Origin of the sequence: Citroniella saccharovorans, from assembly GCF_035481615.1 — a bacterium.
In the GTDB taxonomy this organism is placed as follows: domain Bacteria; phylum Bacillota; class Clostridia; order Tissierellales; family Peptoniphilaceae; genus Citroniella; species Citroniella saccharovorans.
Window position 1 is genome coordinate 832,259 of sequence record NZ_JAYKOT010000003.1, and the last position, 24,689, is coordinate 856,947.

At 27.5% G+C, this 24,689-nt stretch carries 26 protein-coding genes; 5 read left to right on the forward strand and 21 right to left on the reverse strand.

All coding sequences use genetic code 11. From position 1 onward, the window contains the following. Position 1: 1 nt before the first annotated feature. From VLK81_RS06450 to VLK81_RS06475, 6 genes are all read right to left on the reverse strand, one after another. Positions 2 to 1,042: an elongator complex protein 3 gene (locus tag VLK81_RS06450; protein ID WP_324619833.1), complete on the reverse strand. Its 1,041-nt coding sequence runs from the start codon at positions 1,040 to 1,042 to the stop codon at positions 2 to 4. Further along, the gene (gene rnc / locus VLK81_RS06455) at positions 1,035 to 1,748 is read right to left on the reverse strand and encodes a ribonuclease III (protein ID WP_324619834.1); all 714 of its coding nucleotides are present in this window, start codon (positions 1,746 to 1,748) and stop codon (positions 1,035 to 1,037) included. Before rnc ends, VLK81_RS06450 begins: the two co-directional genes overlap by 8 nt. Beyond that, the gene (locus tag VLK81_RS06460) at positions 1,748 to 1,972 is read right to left on the reverse strand and encodes an acyl carrier protein (protein WP_324619835.1); all 225 of its coding nucleotides are present in this window, start codon (positions 1,970 to 1,972) and stop codon (positions 1,748 to 1,750) included. Before VLK81_RS06460 ends, rnc begins: the two co-directional genes overlap by 1 nt. Then, positions 1,965 to 2,960, reverse strand: coding sequence for a phosphate acyltransferase PlsX (gene plsX, locus VLK81_RS06465; RefSeq protein ID WP_324619836.1), 996 nt, complete (start codon positions 2,958 to 2,960; stop codon positions 1,965 to 1,967). Before plsX ends, VLK81_RS06460 begins: the two co-directional genes overlap by 8 nt. Positions 2,961 to 3,011: 51 nt before the next feature. Next, the gene (gene rpmF / locus VLK81_RS06470; protein ID WP_324619837.1) at positions 3,012 to 3,194 is read right to left on the reverse strand and encodes a 50S ribosomal protein L32; all 183 of its coding nucleotides are present in this window, start codon (positions 3,192 to 3,194) and stop codon (positions 3,012 to 3,014) included. 92 nt (positions 3,195 to 3,286) lie between these two features. Beyond that, positions 3,287 to 4,483: an acetate/propionate family kinase gene (locus VLK81_RS06475; protein WP_324619838.1), complete on the reverse strand. Its 1,197-nt coding sequence runs from the start codon at positions 4,481 to 4,483 to the stop codon at positions 3,287 to 3,289. A gap of 102 nt (positions 4,484 to 4,585) precedes the next feature. Between VLK81_RS06475 and VLK81_RS06480 the strand changes: the two genes are divergently transcribed. Next, on the forward strand, positions 4,586 to 5,719 hold the full coding sequence (locus tag VLK81_RS06480) for a nucleotidyltransferase family protein (protein ID WP_324619839.1): 1,134 nt from the start codon (positions 4,586 to 4,588) through the stop codon (positions 5,717 to 5,719). A gap of 25 nt (positions 5,720 to 5,744) precedes the next feature. Here VLK81_RS06480 and VLK81_RS06485 read toward each other — a convergent pair whose 3' ends face one another. From VLK81_RS06485 to VLK81_RS06510, 6 genes are read right to left on the reverse strand one after another with little or no spacing between them, the layout of a single operon-like run. Continuing rightward, on the reverse strand, positions 5,745 to 6,221 hold the full coding sequence (locus tag VLK81_RS06485) for an ATPase (protein WP_324619840.1): 477 nt from the start codon (positions 6,219 to 6,221) through the stop codon (positions 5,745 to 5,747). Positions 6,222 to 6,230: 9 nt separating this feature from the next. Beyond that, the gene (gene coaD / locus VLK81_RS06490; protein WP_324619841.1) at positions 6,231 to 6,707 is read right to left on the reverse strand and encodes a pantetheine-phosphate adenylyltransferase; all 477 of its coding nucleotides are present in this window, start codon (positions 6,705 to 6,707) and stop codon (positions 6,231 to 6,233) included. A 13-nt stretch (positions 6,708 to 6,720) separates the two neighbouring features. Next, positions 6,721 to 7,251 (reverse strand): 16S rRNA (guanine(966)-N(2))-methyltransferase RsmD, encoded by a 531-nt coding sequence (gene rsmD / locus VLK81_RS06495; protein WP_324620487.1) that lies wholly within the window; start codon positions 7,249 to 7,251, stop codon positions 6,721 to 6,723. Between the two features lie 23 nt (positions 7,252 to 7,274). Continuing rightward, on the reverse strand, positions 7,275 to 9,293 hold the full coding sequence (locus VLK81_RS06500; protein WP_324619842.1) for an ATP-dependent DNA helicase RecG: 2,019 nt from the start codon (positions 9,291 to 9,293) through the stop codon (positions 7,275 to 7,277). Continuing rightward, the gene (locus tag VLK81_RS06505; protein WP_324619843.1) at positions 9,286 to 10,905 is read right to left on the reverse strand and encodes a DAK2 domain-containing protein; all 1,620 of its coding nucleotides are present in this window, start codon (positions 10,903 to 10,905) and stop codon (positions 9,286 to 9,288) included. The genes VLK81_RS06500 and VLK81_RS06505 overlap by 8 nt, the downstream gene beginning before the upstream one ends. An 11-nt stretch (positions 10,906 to 10,916) precedes the next feature. Next, positions 10,917 to 11,267 carry an Asp23/Gls24 family envelope stress response protein gene (locus VLK81_RS06510; protein ID WP_324619844.1) on the reverse strand — a complete coding sequence of 117 codons (351 nt, stop codon included), beginning with the start codon at positions 11,265 to 11,267 and terminating at the stop codon, positions 10,917 to 10,919. 286 nt (positions 11,268 to 11,553) lie between these two features. On the opposite strand from VLK81_RS06510, the gene VLK81_RS06515 reads away from it, so the two are divergent. After that, complete coding sequence (locus VLK81_RS06515) at positions 11,554 to 11,907, forward strand: type II secretion system protein (RefSeq protein WP_324619845.1); 354 nt, start codon at positions 11,554 to 11,556, stop codon at positions 11,905 to 11,907. Between the two features lie 133 nt (positions 11,908 to 12,040). On the opposite strand, the gene VLK81_RS06520 is transcribed toward VLK81_RS06515, so the two are convergent. Beyond that, a complete protein-coding gene (locus VLK81_RS06520) occupies positions 12,041 to 13,252 on the reverse strand; it encodes a DUF819 family protein (protein ID WP_324619846.1) in 1,212 nt (403 codons plus the stop codon). Between the two features lie 114 nt (positions 13,253 to 13,366). Further along, complete coding sequence (locus tag VLK81_RS06525; RefSeq protein ID WP_324619847.1) at positions 13,367 to 14,359, reverse strand: hypothetical protein; 993 nt, start codon at positions 14,357 to 14,359, stop codon at positions 13,367 to 13,369. Positions 14,360 to 14,871: 512 nt separating this feature from the next. Between VLK81_RS06525 and rpmB the strand changes: the two genes are divergently transcribed. After that, positions 14,872 to 15,063, forward strand: coding sequence for a 50S ribosomal protein L28 (gene rpmB / locus VLK81_RS06530; protein WP_324619848.1), 192 nt, complete (start codon positions 14,872 to 14,874; stop codon positions 15,061 to 15,063). A gap of 36 nt (positions 15,064 to 15,099) precedes the next feature. Here the strand turns inward: rpmB and VLK81_RS06535 are convergent, their stop codons facing one another. Beyond that, the gene (locus VLK81_RS06535) at positions 15,100 to 16,041 is read right to left on the reverse strand and encodes a DUF1002 domain-containing protein (RefSeq protein WP_324619849.1); all 942 of its coding nucleotides are present in this window, start codon (positions 16,039 to 16,041) and stop codon (positions 15,100 to 15,102) included. Positions 16,042 to 16,152: 111 nt separating this feature from the next. Continuing rightward, positions 16,153 to 17,556: a cell wall-binding repeat-containing protein gene (locus tag VLK81_RS06540; protein WP_324619850.1), complete on the reverse strand. Its 1,404-nt coding sequence runs from the start codon at positions 17,554 to 17,556 to the stop codon at positions 16,153 to 16,155. 294 nt (positions 17,557 to 17,850) lie between these two features. Between VLK81_RS06540 and VLK81_RS06545 the strand changes: the two genes are divergently transcribed. Continuing rightward, the gene (locus tag VLK81_RS06545) at positions 17,851 to 19,050 is read left to right on the forward strand and encodes an FprA family A-type flavoprotein (protein WP_324619851.1); all 1,200 of its coding nucleotides are present in this window, start codon (positions 17,851 to 17,853) and stop codon (positions 19,048 to 19,050) included. A gap of 94 nt (positions 19,051 to 19,144) precedes the next feature. On the opposite strand, the gene VLK81_RS06550 is transcribed toward VLK81_RS06545, so the two are convergent. Beyond that, positions 19,145 to 19,822: a L,D-transpeptidase family protein gene (locus tag VLK81_RS06550; RefSeq protein WP_324619852.1), complete on the reverse strand. Its 678-nt coding sequence runs from the start codon at positions 19,820 to 19,822 to the stop codon at positions 19,145 to 19,147. Positions 19,823 to 20,172: 350 nt separating this feature from the next. After that, the gene (locus tag VLK81_RS06555; RefSeq protein ID WP_324619853.1) at positions 20,173 to 20,493 is read right to left on the reverse strand and encodes a hypothetical protein; all 321 of its coding nucleotides are present in this window, start codon (positions 20,491 to 20,493) and stop codon (positions 20,173 to 20,175) included. 121 nt (positions 20,494 to 20,614) lie between these two features. On the opposite strand from VLK81_RS06555, the gene mnmA reads away from it, so the two are divergent. Continuing rightward, the gene (gene mnmA / locus VLK81_RS06560) at positions 20,615 to 21,715 is read left to right on the forward strand and encodes a tRNA 2-thiouridine(34) synthase MnmA (protein ID WP_324619854.1); all 1,101 of its coding nucleotides are present in this window, start codon (positions 20,615 to 20,617) and stop codon (positions 21,713 to 21,715) included. Positions 21,716 to 21,841: 126 nt separating this feature from the next. On the opposite strand, the gene VLK81_RS06565 is transcribed toward mnmA, so the two are convergent. The 3 genes from VLK81_RS06565 to thiT form a co-directional block, all read right to left on the reverse strand. Next, complete coding sequence (locus VLK81_RS06565) at positions 21,842 to 23,263, reverse strand: IS3 family transposase (RefSeq protein WP_324618672.1); 1,422 nt, start codon at positions 23,261 to 23,263, stop codon at positions 21,842 to 21,844. Between the two features lie 166 nt (positions 23,264 to 23,429). Beyond that, positions 23,430 to 23,903, reverse strand: a complete 474-nt coding sequence (tnpA, locus tag VLK81_RS06570) for an IS200/IS605 family transposase (RefSeq protein ID WP_324618628.1) — start codon at positions 23,901 to 23,903, stop codon at positions 23,430 to 23,432. A 211-nt stretch (positions 23,904 to 24,114) separates the two neighbouring features. Beyond that, entirely contained in the window at positions 24,115 to 24,663 is a 549-nt protein-coding gene (thiT, locus tag VLK81_RS06575; protein WP_324619855.1) for an energy-coupled thiamine transporter ThiT, read from the reverse strand. Positions 24,664 to 24,689 lie beyond the last annotated feature (26 nt).

Here is a 24,689-nt window from a genome sequence, read left to right on the forward strand (position 1 = left end):
GTTATCTTTTAAAAATTTCTTCTCTACTTATATTTATCATCTGTGAATCTTTTTCGATTATCATTCCCTCGATATCCTTATACTTAAAAGAAATATTAAAAAACTTATATTCTTTTATTAATTTTTTTTTATTTTGACACCTATAACCAACTATATATGATAGATTTTTATTTGAAGCATAAATTTTAATATCTTTTACATTTGAAAAATCATCCAGATATTTTTCAATAATTTCAAGATAAATATTAGAATAAACAAGTTCTCTTAAAGAAGGATGCCTAGGTCCAATCAGATTATCATTTTCATTAATTTCATATGGAAGTCCAATTCTTGCTATAGGGATATTTCTTGACTCAAAAACCTTAACAATTTGATTCAAACTATCTATACATTCATATAAGTTCATTACTCTATATAATCCTTGATCATATAATTTTTTTAGATAGGTTTCAGGAAGAACAAGCGTAGGATATATTCTTACAAAATCAGGTTTTAACATTGCAATTGCTTCAGCTGTGTACAAATCTTTTTCTTTGTTAGAATAATACATCCCAGTCATCATTTGTAAACCTAGCTTAAAGCCATAATTTTTAATAAGAATAGATGAATTTAATACATCTTCAATTTTTTGTCCTCGCATATTTTTGTCTAAAACATCTTGTAGCATGGACTGAACGCCTAATTCGATAGTCTTTACCTTATACTTTTTTAAAGTATTTAATATTTCCCCGTCAATATAGTCTGCTCTAGTCGAAAGTCTAATGGAATTAATTAAATTTTTATTAATATATTCATTAACAAGTTCAAGATAATTTATCATATCTTTCTTATTTATTCCCGTAAAAGAACCACCATAAAAAGCTACTTCTATATTATTTTTATCCTTTAGAAAATCTAAATTTGTCCTAATATTCAAGTCTACATCCTCTAAAGTCATAGGATTTAAATTTTTAGTTATAAATCTTTGATTGCAAAATACACAATTATTTTTACATCCCATATGTGGAATAAAAATAGGTATAATATAATTTCTTTTAGTCATTTTCTAAGCCTAAATTATTTAATGCTACTCTTGCAGCATCATGCTCAGCTTCTTTTTTGCTTTTACCTTTACCCTTGCCTAAAAGTTTTGTATCACATCTAACAGAGCTATAAAATGTTTTATCATGATCTGGACCACTTTCTCCATCAATAATATACTTTACTCTTTTCCCAGTTAGCTTAAAATATTTTTCTTGTAATTGAGTTTTATAATCAAACTGAAAAGCATTATTGGTTAAATCAATAAGTACTTCTTCTCTGAAGATCTTATTTAATAAATTCTTGACTGTATTAAAATCTGAGTCTAAATAAATTGCACCCATTACAGCTTCAAATGTATCTGCGAGAAGAGATGGTCTATGTCTTCCTCCATTCTTTTCCTCACCATTTCCAAGCCTTATATACTTATCAATAGTTAACTCTCTTGCAGCTTCTGCAAATGAATTTTCACAAACCATACTGGCCCTTAGCTTTGTTAAGTCTCCTTCATTTGAATTCTTTAAGTGGTCAAAAGTTAAATCTGTTACAACCAAATTAACTACAGAATCGCCTAAAAATTCAAGTCTTTCATTGTTGTGAGGATAGTCTTTATTCTCATTTGTATATGAAGAATGTGTAAAAGCTAATTTCAATAATTCTTTATCTTTGAATTTGTAATTAATTTTTTTTTCAAATTCAGCAAGCCTTTCCTCGTTTAATTCAGGCATTAATCATCATTCCCAACAAAATAATTTACTACATCTCCAACTGTTTTAAAGTTTTGTAAACTTGAATCATCAACTTCTATATCATATGCATCTTCAAGTTCCATAACAATTTCAAGTAACCCAATTGAATCTGTGTTGAAATCATCTCTTAGATTCATATCATTTGAAATATTGTCAACTTTAAGCTTTTCCTTTAATATTTCATGAATTTGTTTTTCATTCATTTTTTTTCACCTCTATTATTTTTTCAATATTCCCAATAGTATCTTTTTCAATAAAACTTATGAGATTCAATATACCGTTTTTTACAGCTGTTGAATCGCTTCTACCATGTGCTTTAAATACAGGTTTTTTAGATCCAAGAAGTGGTGCAGAACCATATTTTTTATAATCAAGCATATTTTTGATTTCAATTAAAGAATCTTTTAATAAAAGTCCACCAATTTTAGATTTTAAATTGCTATAGGCTGCATTCTTTAACAGTCCCATAAGCGTTTTAGCAGTTCCTTCTATAGATTTGATTAAAACATTTCCTGCAAAGCCGCCAGTAATTATTACATCAGTATCTGTATTTAAAACATCTTTTGATTCAATAAAACCTCTAAAACCGTCTTCTTCTTTTTCTAGTCTTTCATATAGCCTATTTAAATAATCAGGTCCCTTACCTTTTTCTGTGCCAATATTTAATATTTGAAATGTCGGATTTTCTATACCTAATGAAATTGCATAAGCTTTTGCCATAATATAAAATTCATATAAAAGCTCCTCACCAACTTCAACATTAGCACCAATATCTAAAATAATTGTTTTGGATTTAGTACCAGGAATTATAGACGTCAAAGATGCTCTACTTATTCCATCAATTCTACCAACTATTAATGTTGCTCCTGCTAATAGTGCTCCAGTAGATCCTAGAGATATTAAGCCATCGTTTTCAGGATTTTTTAAATCTTTTAAAGCTTTAACCATAGAAGAGTCTTTTTTTCTTCTAATTGCAATTGTTGGAGAATCAGTATTAAGAATTTCATCAGTACAATCTACAATTTCATAATCTATTTTCGAGAAATTATCATTTTTCAAATATTTTTCTATTTCTTCTTCTTTCCCGTAAAAAACAGGAGTAAAACTTTTCTCTTTTAAAGCTAAAAGGCTCCCTTTGATTATTTCTTCAAATCCTAAGTCTGACCCTAAGCAATCAATTAAAATTCTCATATAATCTCCTTATTTATAAAAAAAGATAGTGCAGGAGCACTATCTTTCATTCTAGTTTTCTACAGTAATTATTTCTTTTCCATCATAATATCCACAAGCTCTACAAACTCTATGAGGAAGCTTTGGCTCATGGCAATTTGGACATTCTGTAAAGGTAACCCTAGGTAATCTATAAGAAGATGCTCTTCTTTTATCTCTTCTTGTCTTGGATGTTCTTCTCTTAGGTACTGCCATTTCTACACCTCCTTAAAAATTAAATATATACTAGAATAATAATCTTAAACTAATAACTATATAATTATACAAAAATTTTATCTAGGTGTCAATTATTTTGTAATAATTTCCATTGTATCTCTGGCAATCATTACTTCTTCATCAGTAGGGATAACATATACTTTTATTTTGGAATCATCAGAAGAAATTAAAGCTTCCTTACCTCTAACGTTATTTCTTTCTGGGTCAATTTTAATTCCAATATGTTCAAGATCCTTACAAATATCAGCTCTCATTGTTGCAGAATTTTCACCTATGCCACCAGTAAATACAACAGCGTCACAACCTTTAAGCTCTGCTATATATGCTCCTAAAAATCTTTTAACTCTAATTACAAACATATCAAGAGCTAGCCTTGCTCTATCATTACCTTCAGCAGCAGCTTCTTCTAGATCTCTAAAATCTGAAGATACACCAGATACTCCTAATGCTCCAGATTTTTTATTTAATAACGTATTAAGCTCAGCTGCACTTAGATTTTCATTTTGTTGTAAGAAAGAATCTACAGTTGGATCAATGTTACCACATCTAGTACCCATCATTAATCCTTCAAGAGGAGTAAGTCCCATTGATGTGTCAAAACACTTTCCACAAGCAATTGCAGCTAATGAAGATCCATTTCCTAAGTGGCAAGAAACTATATTAAGTTCTTCCTTTGGTTTTCCAATAACTTCAGGAGCTCTGTGAGAAATATATTTATGACTAGTTCCGTGGAATCCATATTTTCTTATTGAGTATTTTTCATAATATTCATATGGTATAGGATACATATAAACATAGTCAGGCATTGTTTGGTGGAAAGAAGTATCAAATACAGCTACGTTAGGTTTTCCAGGTGCAATTTCTTCGCAAGCTTCAATTCCCATTAAATTTCCAGGATTGTGTAAAGGTCCAAATTTAACAAATTCTTTAATAGTATCCTTAACCCTTTGATCTACTAATATTGATTCAGTCATATCAGGTCCACCATGTAGAACCCTATGTCCTATTCCACTTATTTCATCTAGTGATTTAATAACACCGTGTTTTTCATCTAAAAGTGCATCAAATACGTGTTTTATTGCGTCTTTATGATCTTTCATAGGAGTTTCTATAACATAATTTTCTTGTCCTTCAACTTTATGTATTAATCTAGAACCTTCAATACCAATTCTCTCAACAAGTCCTTTACATAAAGTGTTTTCGTTTGTCATATCTATAATTTGATATTTTAGAGATGAACTTCCACAGTTGATTATTAATATTTTCATTAAACATACCCTCCATTTATTTTAAAAGTCAATAATATAATATCTTAAATATATATTTTTTTCAAGTTAAAAAGTATATGATATAATTATTTAGGTGATAATATGAATATTGCAGTAATTATATGTGAATTAAATCCTATGCATAGAGGTCATTTTTATCTTATAGAAGAAGTAAAGAAAAAGAATATTGATATCGTTGTTGGAATTATGAGTGGGAATTTTGTTCAAAGGGGCGATTTATCCATAGTAAACAAATTCACTAAAGCAAGACTTGCCCTTAATCTTGGATTCGATCTAATACTAGAACTACCTAGTTTTTCAAGTTTAAAAAGTGCAGAATTTTTTGCAAATGATGCAGTAAAAATAGCAAGCAAAATTGGTGCGAATTATTTAGCATTTGGTTCGGAAACAGGTGAAGAATTGTTAGATTTTTTTAGGATAATTGAAAATAATAAATCTTTTATTAATAAAAAGTTAAGAGAATATTTAAAGCTAAATTATTCATATTCTAAAGCCTTTAGACTGGCTACAAGTGAATTGATATCTAATTTTAAAATATTTTCTAATGATAGCTTAGGCTTAGAGTATCTTAGAGCAATTGATAAGACATATATTAAACCTATTATAATAAAAAGAGTAGGTCAGGATTATTTAGATGAAAATAGAACTGAATTTTACCCATCAGCTAGCTCTATCAGATCAAGTTTATATGAAAAAAATTATAATATAAAATCAATCATGGATCCGTTTGTAAAAGAAGCTATTTTAAACTTAGATTTAAAATCACTTTCCAATTCAAACGAAAAAATTTATGAACTATTAAAATACAAAATATTAGTTGAAAATAATGAAGTGTCAAATATTATTTTTTATGAAAATGGACTAGAAAATTTATTTAGAAATAATTTTGATAAAATAAATTATAATCTATTTTTAGATTCAATTTCATCAAAAAGATATAAAAAATCTAGACTTAAAAGATTTATTCTAAATTATATTTTAGAAAATAATAGCTATGATATGGATTTATATATTAGACCACTTTCTTTCAATGATAAAGGTAGAGACGTTTTAAAAAATATTAATAATAAAGAAAAAATAATTAGTAAGCTTGCAGATTCACAAAAATCTAAGGAAATAGAGTTTGAGACTAGAGCAACTGCACTATATAATATCCTTACAAATAGTAATATAAATGAATATAAAATAAGTCCTTATTATAATAAAAGCCTTTAGAAAAATATCTAAAGGCTTTTAAATGTTAATTTTTTCTAAGTTCTTCCCTATTATCTTCAAGCATATTTACTACACTTTTAAGTCTTTCTTGAGTTTGAGAAAGCAAATCATCAACATATGTTATTGATTGCATTTTCATAGCTCTCGCAGATTGTTCAGCTTTAGCTTGTAATTGTTCTGCTCTAGACTTAGCTTCTACAACTACATCATGTTCATTAACGCTATTATCAAATTTAATCCTAGCTTCTTCAATGATTTTATCAGCTTCCTTATGTGCTTCAGTTATCATAGCATCTGCTTCTCTTTGGGCTTCTGATAAAATTCTATCTTTCTCATCAGTAACCCATTGTGCTTGTTTTATTTCTTCTGGTAAATTTGATCTTATCTCATGAAGAATATCATATAATTCATCAGGATCTACCATAACCTTTTTTGAAAATGGTACTGAATTAGAATCTTCAACTAAATCTTCAATCTCTTCAATTAGATGTGTAATATCCATATTTCCTCCTTATTTATTTAATTTATTAAGTAATCTCTTCTCTATCTGAGGTGGTACAAAAGAACTTATATCACCCTTATAAGAAGCTATTTCTTTAACCAGTGATGAACTTAAGTGTAAATATTTTACACTAGAAACTAAAAATAGTGTCTCAATATTTGGATTAAGAGTTTTATTTGCTAATGACATCTGAAGCTCATATTCATAATCTGAAACAGCTCTTAAGCCTCTTATAATAACATCAACACCCTCTAATTTAGCAAAATCAACCATTAAGCCGTCAAAAGATTTAACCTCTACATTTTTAAAATTAGAAGTAACCTCTTTAATCATGTCTACTCTTTCATTAATATCAAAAAGACTTTTTTTACTATTATTATTTAATACTGCAACTAAAACGCTATTAAACTTGCTTGAGCACCTTTCTATAATATCAAGATGACCATAGGTTATTGGATCAAAACTTCCAGGATAAATTGCCCTCATATAAATACCTTTCTTAAACAAATCTCTCAAATATATAAATATTTATATCTGAATATGTTTTATGGATAGTAGCTTTTAAAGAGTTAAATTCAGGCATAATCTTTAAATTTGTTTCCAATATAATTATACCACCTTTTTTTAAGATTTTATAGTCCTCAATTATTTTAATAACATTATGCTCATAGTTAAAGTCAAAAGGAGGATCGAGATAAATAATATCTAAACTTTCTTCTTTAAAAGTTTTTATTGCTTTTGGGTAGTCTTTTCTACTTATCTTAGAATTTTTTTCTTCCCCAACTAATTTAATATTTTCATAAATAGTATCTAGGTGGTCCTGACTGAGATCATTTAAATAAACAAACTTTGCTCCCCTAGAAAATAATTCTATAGCTATTTGTCCACTTCCAGAAAATAAATCTAAGCAAATACTTCCATTAATCTTATCATTTACAATGCTAAATATTGCCTCTTTAATTCTATCTTCAGTCGGTCTAATATTGTTTGACTTAGGAAAAAAAAAGTTTTCTTCCTTTATATTTTCCAGCTATAACTCTCATCTTTCTCCTTTTAATTTAATCTTTTTAAAAAATCTACATCCATTGATTTTATAATTTCACCTTTTAAAATGCTATTTTCTTCCTTTTCAAGTCTTGGATCGTCAGAAATTATTTTATCAACGTCTTGTCTAGCCTCTTCAAATAGCTTATTATTTTCCATACTGATTATATCTATCTCACTTTGAATTCCACTTTGATTTGTTCCTAAAATATCTCCTGGACCCCTTAGCTGCAAATCTTTTTCAGCTATATAAAAACCATCTGTAGAATTTTTCATAATTTCCATTCTTTTAAAAGCTGTTTTTTTATTTCTATCTAAAAGTAAAATACAAGTCGATTCAACTTTTCCCCTACCTACTCTTCCCCTTAGCTGATGAAGCTGAGCTAAACCATACATTTCTGAATTGTAAATTACAATTAAACTTGCTTCTTTGACATCAATTCCAACTTCAATTACTGTCGTTGAAATAAGAACTGAGCCATTTTTTTTCTTGAAATTTTCTATTGCATTGTTTTTTTCATCTGCTGAAAGTTTCCCATGAAGTATAAAAGCTTCAAGACCAGTATAAGAAGTAAATTTTTTATATATACTTTGAACAGAATTTAAATCGCTATCATCACTTTCATCAATTGATGGAAGAACAATGTAGGTCTTGTTGCCTTTTTTTGAATTATTAACGATAAAATCAAAAACTTTTTTTTCATAGCTATAATCAAGTACTATTGTATTTATTTTTTTTCTTCCTAATGGAAATCCTTCAATTACAGAAATGTTCTCTTCATTAAATAGAAATAAAGATAGGGTTCTGGGTATTGGAGTTGCACTCATAACTATTAAATTAAGCTCTGGATTTTTTTCAATTAACTTTGCTCTCTGCCTTACTCCAAACTTATGCTGTTCATCTATTATAGCTAATTGAAGATTATAAAAAGCTACATCTTCCTCAAAAGCAGCATGAGTAGAAAATAATATTTTTGCTTTATTAGAAAGTAAATTATTCTTAATTAATTTTTTTTCTTTTAGAGCTGTGGATCCAGTTAATAAATATGACTCAATTCCAAATTTCTTTAAAAGGTTTTTATAATTATTATAATGCTGTGTAATTAGCGTTTCTGTAGGTCCTATGAATACACAGTCAAATCCAGATTCTAAAACTAAATATGAAGCTATTATTCCTATAATAGTCTTACCACTTCCTACATCTCCTTGTATTAGCCTATTCATCGAAAAATTGCTTTCAAGATCCTTGATAATATCATTAAGTACCTTTTGTTGATACTTAGTTAAGTTAAATTCAAGGTTAGATAAAAAAACTTTTAATTTCTTTTTATCAACATTAATTAGAGAATTTTTTATTTTTTTACTGGAGAAATTAAAATATTTGTAGCTCAACAAATTATATAAATAAGCTTCATAATTAAGTCTTTTTCTAGACTTAATGATATTTTCAAAATTATCAGGAAGATGAAGATTCTTATAAGTTTCATAATTACTTTGAAAATTATATTTTTTTATTAATTTTGATGGAAGACTTTCACTAATATCTATATCATTAAGACATTCTATAATAAATTTATAAATATCTTTTTGGTTTAGGCCTTTCTTAGTCCTATATTTTGGTATAATCTTTAAATTTGCTTCTTCTATTTTCTTAGGGTTATTTAAAAAATATCTATTATTATTAAATTTTAATTTGCCATATAGATAATATTCTTCCCCTAGTACAAAAGATCTTGGAGTAAATCTGTCATTAAAGTATATAAGATCAATTTGTATATCATCACATAAGGAAACTAGTTTAGTTCTATTTTTCCCTTTGAAAAAGCTAGTTTTTCCAATGCTCATAATCTTTACTTTTAAACAAATAGTACTATCAATATTTTGAGTAGATGGTGTGTAAATTTTTCTTAAATCTAAATAGTCAAAAGGAATATATTTTATAAGATCTAACTTATTATATATTCCTATGCTATTCAATAACTTCTCTTTTTTAGGTCCAAGTCCTTTTATTTCCTGTAAATTATTCAATTGAAATCAAAAGGCTATATACTGGCTGGCCCCCAGCGACTAATTCTACCTCTAAATCTTCAAAAACATTTTCTATATTTTCTACAATTTTTTCTGCTTCTTCTTTCTTTAAATTTTCTCCATAGAAAATAGTCATCAAATAATCATCTTCATCAACTATTTTTTCTAATGTTTCTATAACGCAATTATTTAAATTTCTATCTGATCTAATAATTTCTCCCTTGTGAATACCTATAAAATCATCCTTCTTTATAAAAATTCCATTATTTTCAGAATCTCTTACAGCATAAGTGAACTCTAAGGTTTTTACTTCTTTAATTGCATCTTTCATGCTTTCTAAATTATTTTCTAAATTGTCATCTGGATTAAAAGATAGAATTGCAGATATTCCTTCAGGAATGGTTCTAGTTTCAATAACATATGCTAATTTTTTAGTCATAGAAGCTGCTTGTTTTGCACTTAAAATTATATTTTTATTGTTTGGCAATATAAAAATATTGTCAGCATCAATAGACTCAATTGCCTTCAATATATCTTCTGTTGAAGGATTCATAGTTTGTCCACCAGAAATTATTCTTTGTACACTTAAATCAGTAAAAATCTTATCAATTCCTTTGCCACTTGATACTACTATAAAAGCATTATCATAATGAACGTTCTGTTCTATTTTAGATTTTTCATTAAGCTCTTTACCACTAATATCTTTTAAGTATTTAATTTCAGAATTTTCAATTATACTTAACTTTGAGGCATCTTCTATTACTTTTGCAGGATCATCTGTTAAAATAAATACTTTACTCTTTCCATTTCCACTAGCACTTATATTCGCTTTTGATATTTTAGAAAAATTTTCATCTAGTTGTACAGATTCTATTTCTTCTGCAAGATTTAAATAGATAGAATAATTATACTTTCCTTTATTATCATCCAAAATACTATCTAAAAAATAATCAAAATTACTTATATCTATAGCAAAGTCTTCTTCTTCATTAAGAATTCCAGTGTATAATCCCTCTAATATTAGTAGATAACCCTTACCTCCAGCATCAACAACTCCCGCTTCTTCAAGCTGTTTTAACATTGTAGGAGTTAAATTTAAAGCTCTATTCCCTTCATCAATACAATCTTTTAAAAATACTATAGGATCATCATAATTATTATGATGATAATTAGAAAATTCACTAATCATCCTAGCAACAGTTAGGATTGTTCCCTCAGTTGGTTTCATAACTGCATTATATGCAACTTTTTTGGATTCTAGAAAAGCTTGATTTAATTCTCTAACACCTATAACTTTTTCATCCTTTAATCCATTATATAAACCACGTAAAAGCTGTGATAGGATTACGCCTGAATTTCCCCTGGCTCCCATAAGTGAGCCATCACTTGCAGCTTTAAACACTGAGCTAACAGTTAAATGTTCTTTTTTCTTAATATTTTCTAAAGCTGATTTTATAGTTAGAAGCATATTTGTTCCAGTATCTCCATCTGGAACTGGAAATACATTTAGACTATTTACCTCTTCTTTCTTTGATTCTAAAATTTTTTCAGCTTTTTCAAATCCTCTAACAAGCTGCTTACTGTCAATATAGTTTTTCTTAACTTTATCCATACCTACCTCAACTAATTTCTAATACCTTGAACATAAATATTTACTGAAACAACGTTTAAACCTGTTTTGTTTTCAATGTTATATTTAACAGAATCGATAATATTCTCTGTAACAACTTTTATTTTCACACCATATTCTAATATTACATCTAAATCTACAAACACATTTGAACCATCAACTTTTATTTTCACGCCTTTAGACATATATTCAGGTTTAAGTAACATTAAAAGTCCATCACCCGCATTTCTATATGCTAGGCCAACTATACCATAACTGGACATAGCTGCTTCTGAAGCTATCTGAGCAACAACTGTATCAGCTATACTTATTATTCCATATTTATTTACATATTTTGAAGTCATTTTATCCTCCATTACAAAATTTATTTATATTAGATATTATAACAATATTATTGATTTCTTGCAAAAAATAAAATATCTTAATAAATTTTATTAAAATATATAAAGTTACAATTATTATTAATTATAAAAATTATTTTAATTTACTTTAAACGTTAGTTTTAATATATTTAAATTAATATTGTAAAAAATAAATTTGCACTTACTAATCATTTATACACTATGATTTTTTTAGAATAAGAAGTATAATATATTTAAATAAAAAATTAATTAAAAGGAGACTTTATTTATGAAATCTAAAAAAAGAGCATTTACTTTGCTTGAATTAGTAGTAGTAATAGCAATTATTGGAATTTTAGCTGCAATTGCTATACCAAAATATATGGAGTCACAGAAAGCTGCAAAAATAGCTGCTCATAAATCAAATGTTAGGGTTTTAGAATCTGCAGCTGCTATGTATCTTGCAGATAACCCAGGAACAGCTGATACAACTTGGACTAAGACCGAAAAAAAAGCTGAATATGAAAAATATATTCAATCTTTTCCAGATAATCCTTATAAAAAAGATAAAGCATATTCAGTTTCTATTTCAAACGGATCAATTACAGTAAGTCCTAATGCTGATGCATACGATAACGAATAAATAAAATTATAAAATGATATTCTACTTCTTTTCTTTTACATGTTAAATAAGACTTAAAAAAATCCAAACACTAGCCCTAAGTTATTGTTTGGATTTTTTATATAATATAAATTATAAAAAATGATAAAAGCAATTAATGGAGTATAATGCCAGTTAATATTCCATAATAATTTCCAATTACATATCCTAATGTACCAACTAATAAAGCAGGAACTATAAGATCTTCCCATCCTTTAGATACTGCCATTGCAGCGGCTGTAGTTGGCCCACCAATATTTGCATTTGAAGCAATAATAATTTCTTCTATTGTAAATTTAAATATCTTGCCCCAAAGAAGTGACCAAATTAAATTAAATACAACAATAATTAGAGCAAAAACTAAAAGAAGCGGAGATTTCTTAATAATTAAAGAAATTGATGCCGGAGAACCTATAACCGCAAAGAAAATATAAATTAAAAAAGTACCTATTTCTTGTGCCCCTTGAATTTTTTCCATTTTGTCAGAAAATGTAGAAGACAATATCATAGTAAATGTAGTTATAAGAAGATACTTATTTCCAAAAAATCCTCCAATAATCTTAGAAAGTGCATTCTCTTCCGAAAAAAAACCTTGAATTAAAAAAGCTAGTTTATCTGATATAGCAACTATAACAAAAGCTATAGATACTGTAAGTGCAATATCTTTTAGCGAAATATTTTTTGCTCCCCAATATTTTGCTGCCATTGTATCATTATTAGATCTTTCGCTCTCAGATAGCTTTTCTAATTTTTCTTCATAAGGTCTTTTATAAAATTTTTTTATAAAAACCATAACAGGAAGTGAGGCAAGAACAAAAAAATATAGGGCCATCAATAAATTATCAGCCACTAAAGCAGCAGAGGTTATATCCCCTGCTACATTATACATAGTAGACATAGCTACGAAATTTACAGAACCACCTGTATAAGTGCCAACAAACATTGGCACTAAATCATTTAAATTATTTATAAATCCTTTTAAAATAATATAAGAAATAAATCCTCCTATCAAAGTGCCTAAACTTGAAATAAAATAAATTAGGAGCATTCTTCCAGAACCTTTCCATATTTTTTTTATATTTGCGTGAAATAAAAGCATAGGCACAGCTAATGGAACCACATAATCCCACACGCAATCATACACTTTTGACTGAGTCGGAATTATATTTAAATTTGATAAAATTAACATAAAAAGTAAAGCCAATATACATCCTGTAACTTTATTTGCCCACTTATACTTTTGTTCAAGCACTATTGCTAATGCAGCTGAAGATACTAAAATTGCCCATAGGATCCAAGTACTTTCTGCTGATATTAAACTATTCATTATTTCCTCCATATAATATATCATAATAAAAATTATAAAAATATTATTAAAACTGTCAATATAAAAATGTTATATTTTATAATAACTTTACTTACAAGATTCAGATAAATATATTTATTTTTTACTCCAGGTTTTACCCCCATCTTTAGATATATATTTATTTATATTCTGATTTATATCTTCAAACTTTAAATTTATATTTCCTTCTAAGTCAAAACTTCCATTTACTATAGGACTATTATCAGGAAGTTCTGAAATATAAATCATTCTATTATCTTTAAACTCAATAAAATACCATAAATTCCTAGGTCCAGCCTTATCAACCATAATTATCCCATAAGGAGAATCATTGATTTTAATAGCATCTTTTATAGATAAATTATTTAAAATATTTTGACGATTAAGACTATCTTTATCCTTTATATTGTCTTCTATATTCTCTTTATCTTGCTTTGTAACATTTATTTCATCAGATCTTGAATGTTTATAGCTTACATCTTTATTTTCTAGATTTACAGAAACTGAAATCCAATCTTTACTACCACTAGCATCATATACTGATAGTGAAAATTTATTTTCATTCCATTTAATATTATAATCATTATTATAGATTGGAGTGTATCCATCATCTGGTAAAATATAGGCATCAAGATTTTTAATAAAAAAAGGGTTCTCTCTTTCATAAAGGCTTACTTCGCCTAGAAGTAATATTGATGTCTCTTTTGCTATAATTGTATGCTTTTTATCAGGTGATTTAAAAGTATAATAAACTGAGTTTGAACGTCTTATAATATAAATAAAAGATGATAGTAAGAAAAAAATTATTAAAATTATATTAGAAAAATTTAAAACTACCTTACAAAATCCTTGATAATATTTTTTTTGCAAAACTCTAATAATTTTAAACATAAGGTAAAATGCTACTGTAATCAAAAAGTAAACCAGATCTAGTCCTCTAATATTAAAATTCATAAATGATATTAGTATAGATTTATCTATACAAAAAGATATAATTAAAAAACTTAAAATAAAAATAAACAAAAACATTATAAGTAAAGATAAAACTCTTTTCCAGCTAACTCTATCATTAATAAATTTTTTCAACATATATATATCCTTTAATATTCAAATTTTTAAAATCTAATTATCAATTTTATGAATATTTTATTAATATTTATTATTATTTACATTTTTTAAAATAACTTTTACTACTATAAAAATAATTGTAACTAATAAAAAAATGATGAAGCTACTAAGAGCACCATAACAATACCAGGGTGCAGATACTACCATATATAATTCTGGCTTTGTCTTATATTCCCAAAAATTATAAGCAGTTCTTATAATAAAATATAAAAAAGACAGAATTAGTACTGTGTTTAAAAAATAATTTAGCTTTTTCATTAATATCACCTTCCTATAATATATAATCTAGTATAACATGCAAATAATAAAAAAATATAGGGTAATAATGAGTTTTAAACTATAAATATATTTTAAATGGTACTAATAATAAGAATAATAATGTTTTTAGTGTCTTGCCAAAAAACATAATTTTATGCTATAATTAATAAGTAATTTAGGAATTATCCTATAATTTTGATAGGAGGTGTTTATAGATGTCAAAGATTTGTGAAATTTGTGGAAAATCAAAACAGTTTGGAGTTAGACAAACTTTCTCAAAAAGAAGAATAAATAGATCATGGTCTCCTAACATTAGAAAAGTTAGAGCACTTGTAGATGGTTCACCTAAGAGAATTAATGTATGCTCAAAATGTTTAAAATCAGGCAGAGTTGAAAGACCTATGTAATTAAAAAACCGGCAATTGCCGGTTTTTTATATTTAACTATTTACTTATAGCTCTTCTAATTGCATCAATAATTCCCATAAAAAATCCTAATATCTTATCTAAAACTCCAGATTCTTTTGCATCTTGCAATACTTTTCCTGCTTTTTCTCCTATTGATGCACTTAAACTTGATAGCTGTTCTAAGACTTCCTTGCTATCAACTGCTCCTGTATTTTGATAGTCTTCAAATAGTTTTTGTAAGTTTTGAATTTGATCATCAGATATAGTATTTTCTAAATCATATTTTTGAATAGAATCAGTAATAAACTTTTCAACTTCCTTTGCATCTGCAGTATCCTTATTTTCATTGTAATAGTTACTGATTTCTTGTTTAATATTTATAATAACTTGATTCCATTTAGCTGCATCAAAGCCTTCTTTATTCTTGTTTTCTTGAACAATCATATTAGAAGTTTCAAGTTCATTTTGAGCCACTTTCATTCTCTCACTGTCAAGTTTTTCTCCATTTACTTCGAAAGCCTTAAATATACCAACTAAAGCAGACTCTCCTGTTACTTTTTTTACAGAAGCTATTTTTATATTTACATTATTAACTCCAGCGGTTATAGCTGCGTTTTCATACTGATTTTCAGTAATTTGAGTTATATTTTCCTTAGTAACGATTTCGATTTTTATTCCACCCTTATCAGTTTTTTGTACAAGAGCAGATGAAATCATCTGAGAGTCATCTCCAACACCATTTACTAGATACCTTAATTCATCTTTTCCATCTACGTAAGTCGAATTAATATTCTCATCATTTTTTATTGATAATAGTTTTTTAGTGTTTTCTATCTCTGAATCTGAAAGCCCTTTACCATATACAAAAGTTGGCTTTCCCCACATTTCATTAATTCCTTTATCCTCGTTAGCTAATACACTTGAAAGAAGTATTGTAAAAGCCATCATTCCAGCAAATATTTTATTTATTCTTTTCATTATTTTACCTCCAATATATTTATCACTTATATTATATCAGAAAAATAAGCTTCTAATATTACAATTTCATAAAAATTGCCCCATACTAAAAATAGTTTGAGGCAATTAAAATTATTCAAATATATATACTGTTACATTTCTTCTTCCATAATTATAAGTTACATCAGGTGACATATAAAATACATCAATTATATCACCTATTATAGCTCCACCTGTATCTTCCGCTCTTCCATATCCGTAGTCATGCCAATCATCATCATTTGTAATATACATTTCAGTTCCAAGTGGTATAACATTTGGATCAACAGCGACAACGCCTTTACGTACTGTAGTTCCAGTTCTAGTGGTTGTTCCTACAGTAATATCATAAGATGTAGATCTTAAATTCATAACTTTTTTGTATTTTCTTACTTGTCCATCCTTAAAAGTAACTGTTTTATTATCTAAATCTATAATATCTCCATTATCTGTAGTTATTATATTTTTACCAGTTTCTTCTACTTCTTTACTATTAACTTCATTTAATTCAACTTTGTTTTCTTCATTAGAATCTTCTAAACTTGTTTCATCTAAAGGATTAGCTTCTAAATCTAATAAATTATATTTATCTTTATATGTTTCTAAAATTTCTAAAGCTTCATTTACATCTTTAAAATTATAATCATAAATATCATTAAGTTTAGAAGTATCGATACCTAAATTATCATAGCTATTACTAATAACTAAAGGTGAATTTAATTTGCTTGCTTTTAATGAAGAATGAATAGTTGATTTATCAACATCTCCATCTGATATAACAATTGATTTAATGTCTTTGTATCTTTTTGCAATTTCTATAGATGTTAAAGATCTATTATCTCCACTAAGAGTTAACTTATCTATATTTCCATTATTTTTTGTAATATCTAATATTTCTTTTTTTACATTTCTAGAAATACTATGTTCTCCACCAATAAATATTATATCTTTTCCTTCACAATATTTTTTTAAAAATGATTTTGTTATCTCAGGGATATAATCTTTTCTCACTAAAAGAATATTCCTATTTTCTTTTTTTGCAAGAGATGCAGCAGATAAAATATCGATATTATTTTCGCCGCTAACTACAATTATATTTTTCCCAGTGTCTTTAATTGCTTTAATAGCAGTTTCATATCTATCTTTACCATATATTCTACCCTTGTAATTATCTTTTTCGTAGATATTTAAATCGACAGTCTTTGGACCGCCTAAAAAAGTTAATTCCTCATAACTATCTAGATCATTTGTGTCCGATATATCATCTTGAAAAATTAAATCTTTATTTTCTATAGAAGCTAATAAAGTCGCAATCGCTGAATCAAATTTAGATTCAATAGACGTTAAAATAGCTCCATTAGAATCTTTCTTGTTATAGTAATTTTTATCATTTACATTTAGATGTAAATTAGTTGAATTACTTGCACCTGCAGTATTTAATAATATTGATGTTGCTATAAATACTCCAGATATAATTTTTTTATAATTGTTTTTCATAGTTCATCCTCCAACACATATTTTATATGGCTAAAAAATTTTAGTCAATAAAATTTATATTCTTTACATGTAATTTTAAATTTTTTAGTTCAATAATTATTAATTCATATAATTTTCAAAAAATTATTTGCCTTTTAAAAGCTTTATTTTTAGAGGTTACAAAAAGGTTACAAAATAATTTTTAAGTTAAGTATTATAAAAATGGAAAATATTACGAAAATGTAACAAGTTTGTAATTTTGAAAATAAATATAGTTTGTAGTATAATAATTAGTGTTAAGAAGGAGGTATTGTCATGAAATTATTATCAGTAAAAATGAATGATTTTCTTTATTATGTTGGTGTAAATGATAGAGACACTCATTTATTTGAAAATATTTGGCCACTTGAGAATGGTGTATCTTATAACTCTTATCTAATTGTTGCAGAAAAAACTGCTCTATTAGATACAGTCAAAATTACAAAAGTTTCAGACTTTACAACTAAATTAAGAGAAGCAATTGGTGATAGAGATTTAGATTATCTTGTTGTTCATCATATGGAACCAGATCATTCTGGATCAATAGAAACTATAAGAGAATTATATCCTAATGTAAAAATTGTTGGAAATAAAAAAACCATTGAATTTTTAAATGAGTTTTATGGTATTACTGATAATTTAGTTGAAATAAAAGATGGTGAAAGTTTAGATCTTGGATCAAGAAAGCTTACTTTCTATACAACTCCAATGGTTCATTGGCCTGAATCTATGGTATCATATGAAGAATATTCTAAGACTTTATTTTCTCAAGACGCTTTTGGTGGTTTTGGAGCATTAGATGGAACTATTTTTGATGATGAAATAAATTTAGATTTTTATCATTCAGAAACAAGAAGATATTATTCAAATATAGTAGGTAAATTCTCTAAATCAGTTCAATTTGCTCTTAAAAAACTTAGTCCTCTTGATATTAAGATGGTTTGTCCTGTTCATGGACCTATTTGGAGAGCAAATCCAGGAAAAATAATTGAACTTTATGATAAATGGTCTAGCTATCAAGTTGAAGAAGGTGTAATAATCTGCTATGGTTCTATGTATGGAAATACTCAAACTATGGCAGAAGTTATTGCAAGAGAGCTAGCTGAACAAGGTATAAAAAACATAAAAATATTTGATGTATCTAAAACTCATCACTCATATATCCTTTCAGAAATTTGGAAATATAAAGCTGTTATCCTAGGTTCATGCACATACAATAATGATATGTTCCCTGTTATGTCAAATTTAGTAAATACTTTAAGAATGAATAAAATAGAAAATCATCTTATAGGTGTATTTGGTTCATATAGTTGGAGTGGTGGAGCTGTGAAATCTTTAAAAGAATTTGCTGAAGATGGAAAATATGAACTAATTGAACCCGTTGTTGAAGCTAAGTGTACAGCAAAAGAAGCAGATATAGAAGAACTTAAAAAGCTAGCAAAAAATATTGCAGATAAGTTAAAAGCAGATAGATAAACTAAATTAATCATAAATTTATTTTTCTAAACATTAAAAAACCTAATCTCAAAAAAGAGATTAGGTTTTTTAAATTTAGCCTTCAAAATTATTATTAGTATATAACTACTGGAATATTTACTTCCATGTTTTCATAAATAGTTTTACAAGGATCATAAGGTAAATTTACGCATCCATAAGAACCATTACTTTGATAAATATTGCCACCAAATTCTTTTCTCCATCTAGAGTTGTGAATACCTACACCTTCCCAATTTATAGGCATCCAAAAATCAACTGGAGAAGAATAATCAGCTGTTCCTTGAGGGACTATACCTACTAAAGATCTATCTTTTTCAACAGACCACACCTTCCAAGTTCCCTTTGGTGTTGATACACCAAGACTAGGATTTCCTGTTACAACGTCAGTTTCTGTAATTAATTTTCCATGTTTATAAAACCATAAATGCTGTCTATCAATAGAAATTTCAATATAGGTATCCCCTATATCATTTAACCCTCTCGTATATCCCTCCATTAGATATTTAGGTACTAATTCTTTTGACTCAAATTTATTTAGAGTATCAATAAGTTCGTTAGTAGATTCTTCAACATCCATTTGCCAGCCATATATACCCCCTACTACTTTTACATCCTCTCCTGAACTAGTTTTGAAATTTCTCTCCTGTTTAGGACTGTAGGTATCATACTTTATTGCTAACTGTCTTAAATATTCATATACTTGACTATGAATTGGCGTAAAATTATCTCCATCGAATTTATAAAGATCCAAGATTTTATCTCCACTTAACTCTTCTTTTGTTTCTCCAAAATCATAGGTAATTTTTAAAGTTAATAATTTATTTACATCATCTTTTTTTCTTTAATAAATTTGGATCATCTTTAGTTATTTTAGGTTTAATATATTCTTCATCTAAAACTAATTGATCCTTTCCTTCTAAATATGCTTTTTTAACAGATTCTACAGTCTTTTTTTGATCTAAAACAGTGCCTTCTTTTTCTTCTTCAATTACATACTTATTATCTTTTTCAACTAATTTTGCATCTTGAGGCTCTTTTGCATCAGTAAAAAGGCTACTTTTAGTTAATACATCTATTAATTCCTGTTCTTTATAAGTATAGTTATATTCTGGTGTGTAGTTGTGATTTGTAAAGAAATAAATCGGCCATAAAAATTGGTTTTGATTGATTTTTTTCTCCCTCTTTAAGTGATTCTTTATAGCTAAACATATCTGGAGAAATTTTAACTTCCTTTTTATCTCTTCCTATTATAGTTAGTACCCTTCCATCATTTTCTCTTATTAGTGCATCTGATTTTAACATAAGTCCTTTTCTTTGGCCATGAACAAATGTATTTGGATAAGTTATTACAGAAAAAATCAAAGCACCTATTACATATATTATTAATAGTGAAAATCCAATTTTAGTTAGTATTTTTTTCATAATATCTCCTCTCTATCTATTTTTATACCCATTTTTATGATACCATATATAATATATTATATTAAAAAAATATTTACTTGAATAGTATTTATTATTCTTTTTTTATAAAGGTGGTGTTAATTTGAGTAAAGTTATTTTAGGTGTAAGTGGTGGAGTAGATTCCTCAGTGAGTGCTTATCTTTTAAAAAAACAAGGCTATGATGTAGTTGGGGTTTTTATGAAAAATTGGAATGAAGAAGATGATGATGGAGTTTGTACCTCTACGGATGACTCTCTTGATGCAAGACTAACTTGTAGTAAGTTAGGTATACCTTTTTATACAGTTAATTTTACAAAAGAATATTGGAATAATGTATTTACATATTTCTTAAGAGAATATAAAAAAGGCAGAACTCCTAACCCAGATGTAATGTGTAATCAAGAAATTAAATTTAATGCTTTTTTAGACCATGCTATGAAGATTGATGGTGACTATATAGCTATGGGCCATTATGCTAGAAAATCTAAGGATAATGAACTTTTAAAAGGCATAGATGAAAATAAAGACCAATCATATTTTTTAGCGCGAATTGAAAAAGAAGCTTTAAAAAAAGCAATATTTCCAGTTGGAGAGTATAAAAAAGATGAAATTAGAAAAATAGCTAATGAATTAGGCCTTAGAAATGCAAATAAAAAAGATTCTACTGGTATTTGTTTCATAGGCGAAAGAGATTTCGATAAATTCCTAGATAAATATTTATTTACTAAACCAGGAGATATAATAGATGTTGATTCTGGTAAAGTTATAGGTAAGCACAAAGGTATTATTCACTATACTAATGGACAAAGAAAGGGCCTTGGAATAGGTGGGATTGGAAATTTAGAGCCATGGTTTGTCTGTGGAAAAAATATAAATAAAAATATAATCTATGCAGCTCAAGGTGTAAATCACCCGGCTAATTACTCTATTGGACTTATTGGGGAAGATATTCATTTTATTGGAGATAAGCCGTCAGATTTTAATGGAGTTAAAGCTAAATTTAGATATAGACAAAAAGATGTTGATGTAGATGTAAAGATTAAAAACGATGAAATGATATTAGAATTTGATGATTTTAAAGGTATAACACCTGGGCAAGTTGCAGTTTTATATAAAGGTGATGTTCTTATTGGATCTTCTATTATAAAAAAACCAATACCAAAGTTTGAAAAATATTCTTATTTAAATGATTGCGTAGACTAAAAAATTTTAAATCATAACCACCGGCTAATAAGGTGACCCCAAAAAGTTGGACTTTATACCAGAGACATTTAGAAATATTTGTCTCTGGTTTTTTTGTCCTCATATTTCCCCTAGGGGAAATCGCAGCTAAGCTGCATTCAATTTCCTATATTCAACTGGACTTAAATATCCAAGTTTTTCTTTTATTCTATCTTCATTGTAATATTTTATATATTCTTCTATTGTCTTTTTTAGTTCGTTAAATGATTTAAACGTTCTACCATAGTAAATTTCTTGTTTTAATATCCCGAAGAAATTCTCCATAGGAGAATTATCTAAGCAATTTCCTTTTCTTGACATACTCTGTAAAATTCCATTAGATTCTAATTTTTCAGTATATTGTTTTAATTGATATGCCCATCCTTGATCTGAATGGAATATTCTTTTAAACTTGCAATCTGAAGTCTTTGAAATTGCTTCTTCAAGTGATGTTATTATTGCATCTAATGTAGGTGAAGTTGTTATTGAATAGCTAATGATTTCTCCATTAAACATATCCAAGAAAGGATTTAAGTAAAGTTTTTTTACTTGCATATTCCCATACTTATCTGTTTCATAGTATTTGAATTCACTTGTATCTGTTGTGATTTTTTGATGTACTACAGATGTTTTAAATCTTCTTTTTATCCTATTTGGTGCTACTTTACCTACTGTTCCCTTGTATGAGTAATATTTTCTTGATTTACGTGCAAAGTTTGTTACCTGAAGTTTCAGCTTCTGTACCAACCTTTGAACTTTTTTCTTGTTTATTAAAATTCCAAGTCTTCTAAGCATCGCATGTATTCTTCTGTATCCATAGTTTGGATTATCTTTTCTCATTTTCTTGATTTGATTCTCAAAGGCTTCATCTTTATTTTTTCTATCAAATCTTTTTTGCCAATACATGTATGTTGATTTTGGAAAATTAAATTGTTTAAGTAAATCTTTTAGTGGATATTTTTCTCTTAATGAGTGAATTATTCTAGCCATTCTCTCATTTTCTGATCTTCCTCGTCCTCTAATTCCATCTTTTTTTTTTAGAAAATCTATTTCCATTTGTGCCCAGTAAAGCTTATCTTTAAGTTCAGCAATTTCGTCTATCCCTTCCTTAGAATATTCTTTCTTTACTTGTTCTTTTTCTTTTTCATTATTTTTATCTTTAGTCATACTTGAAGGTCTTCCTCTCTTTTTAGGTCTAAGTCCATCAAGTCCTTGATTTCTAAAATCAATTACCCATCTAGCAATGATCGCTGGATTATTAATCTTAAATTGATTAGAAAGTTCTTGATAGGACATTTCTCCTGTTAAGTACAAGTTTACTATATTCTTCTTAAATTCGAAAGAGTAACTATTATTTTTTCTAGAAATTTTTAAGCCTTCATATCCTTGTGTTTTGTATGAATTTACCCATCTTCTGACTACTGAATGATCACTGAGTCCATATTTATCAGTTAAATATTTATATCCTCCTTCTTTATTTAAGTATTCTTGTACTATTTTCATCTTAAATTCTGTACTATATTTTGTCATGAAAAAACTGACCTCCTCAAAGTTGGTTTTTTTAGGTCCAACTTTTTGGGGTCAGTTCATAAGCCGGTGGTTTGTTTTGCCCCTATAAGGGGCTGTTACCGGCAGCATTTCATGCTTCGAACTTTCTTTCTCGTGCACCAATTTTCACAGCTGGTGCTAAAGCACCTTACTTTTTGCTTTTGTTTACTTGCTCTCCCGTAAACGGGTCTACAAATTCTTTAATGCTTATTTGGTCTGCCATGTAATCTTCTTTTAATTGATTTTTTATATATTCTTGTATTTTTTTCGCATTTTTTCCTGCTGTATCTACATAATATCCTCTGCACCAAAAATGTCTATTTCCGTATTTGTATTTTAAGTTTGCATGTCTATCAAATATTATCAAACTACTTTTTCCTTTTAAATAGCCCATTGTTTGAGATATGCTGTATTTCGGTGGAATTTCTAACAACATATGAATATGGTCTGGACAACATTCTGCTTCTATTATGCTTATTCCTTTTCTATCACATAAGTCCCTTAATATTTTTCCTATATCTTGTTTTAACCTTCCATATATTACTTGTCTTCTATATTTTGGAGCAAATACTATATGATACTTACAATTCCATGATGTATGTGATAAACTATTATTATCCATTTAGGATACCTCCCTTTTCTGTCTATGCTACTGCCAGTAACATAAATAGTTTATCATGGGAGGTTTTTTGCTTGAAGCTAAAGCTTATTTTTCTACCACCAGCATAGCTGGTGGTTTATTCATGCTAAAGCGCACAAATAAAAGACGGTCATACTTGACCGTCTTTTAAGTTAGATTAATCTTTCTAACAATCTACTAGGGTGTTTTTTATCTACATACTTTTAGCTACTTGATTAATTTTGTCCCAAGTTAAATATATTATAATACTTGTAATTATTAGTTCTACAAGCATATAAGTACCATTATATGAAATAGAATATAATAAAGGATTTTGATCTCCAGCATATTCTTTAAAATATACAACGCCTGAAATAACATGGCAAATCATTCTTCCAAACATTCCTAAAAAGCATCCAGTTAAAACTGTTGTGATTTTTTTATTTTCTTTAATTTTATCTGAATATAGTCCAGCTAAACCTAATGCTCCAAAAGCTAATGGATAGTCTAATAAAAATTGAACTGGACTAACCATAAATGGTTCAATAATAAATTGAATAATTCCATATAAAACTCCAACAGTTAATCCTTTACCAAGTCCATGTCTTAGTGCAAATAATAAAATTGGAAACATAGAAGCGAGTGTAACTGATCCTTCTTGAGGCATCTTAAACATTTTTACAAAACTTAAAACTGTCGCAAGTGCGAGCATAATTCCAGCTTCTACTATCACCTTTGTAGAAAATTTCTTTTCATTGTTCATTGTTTTTCCTCCTATTTAATAATAAA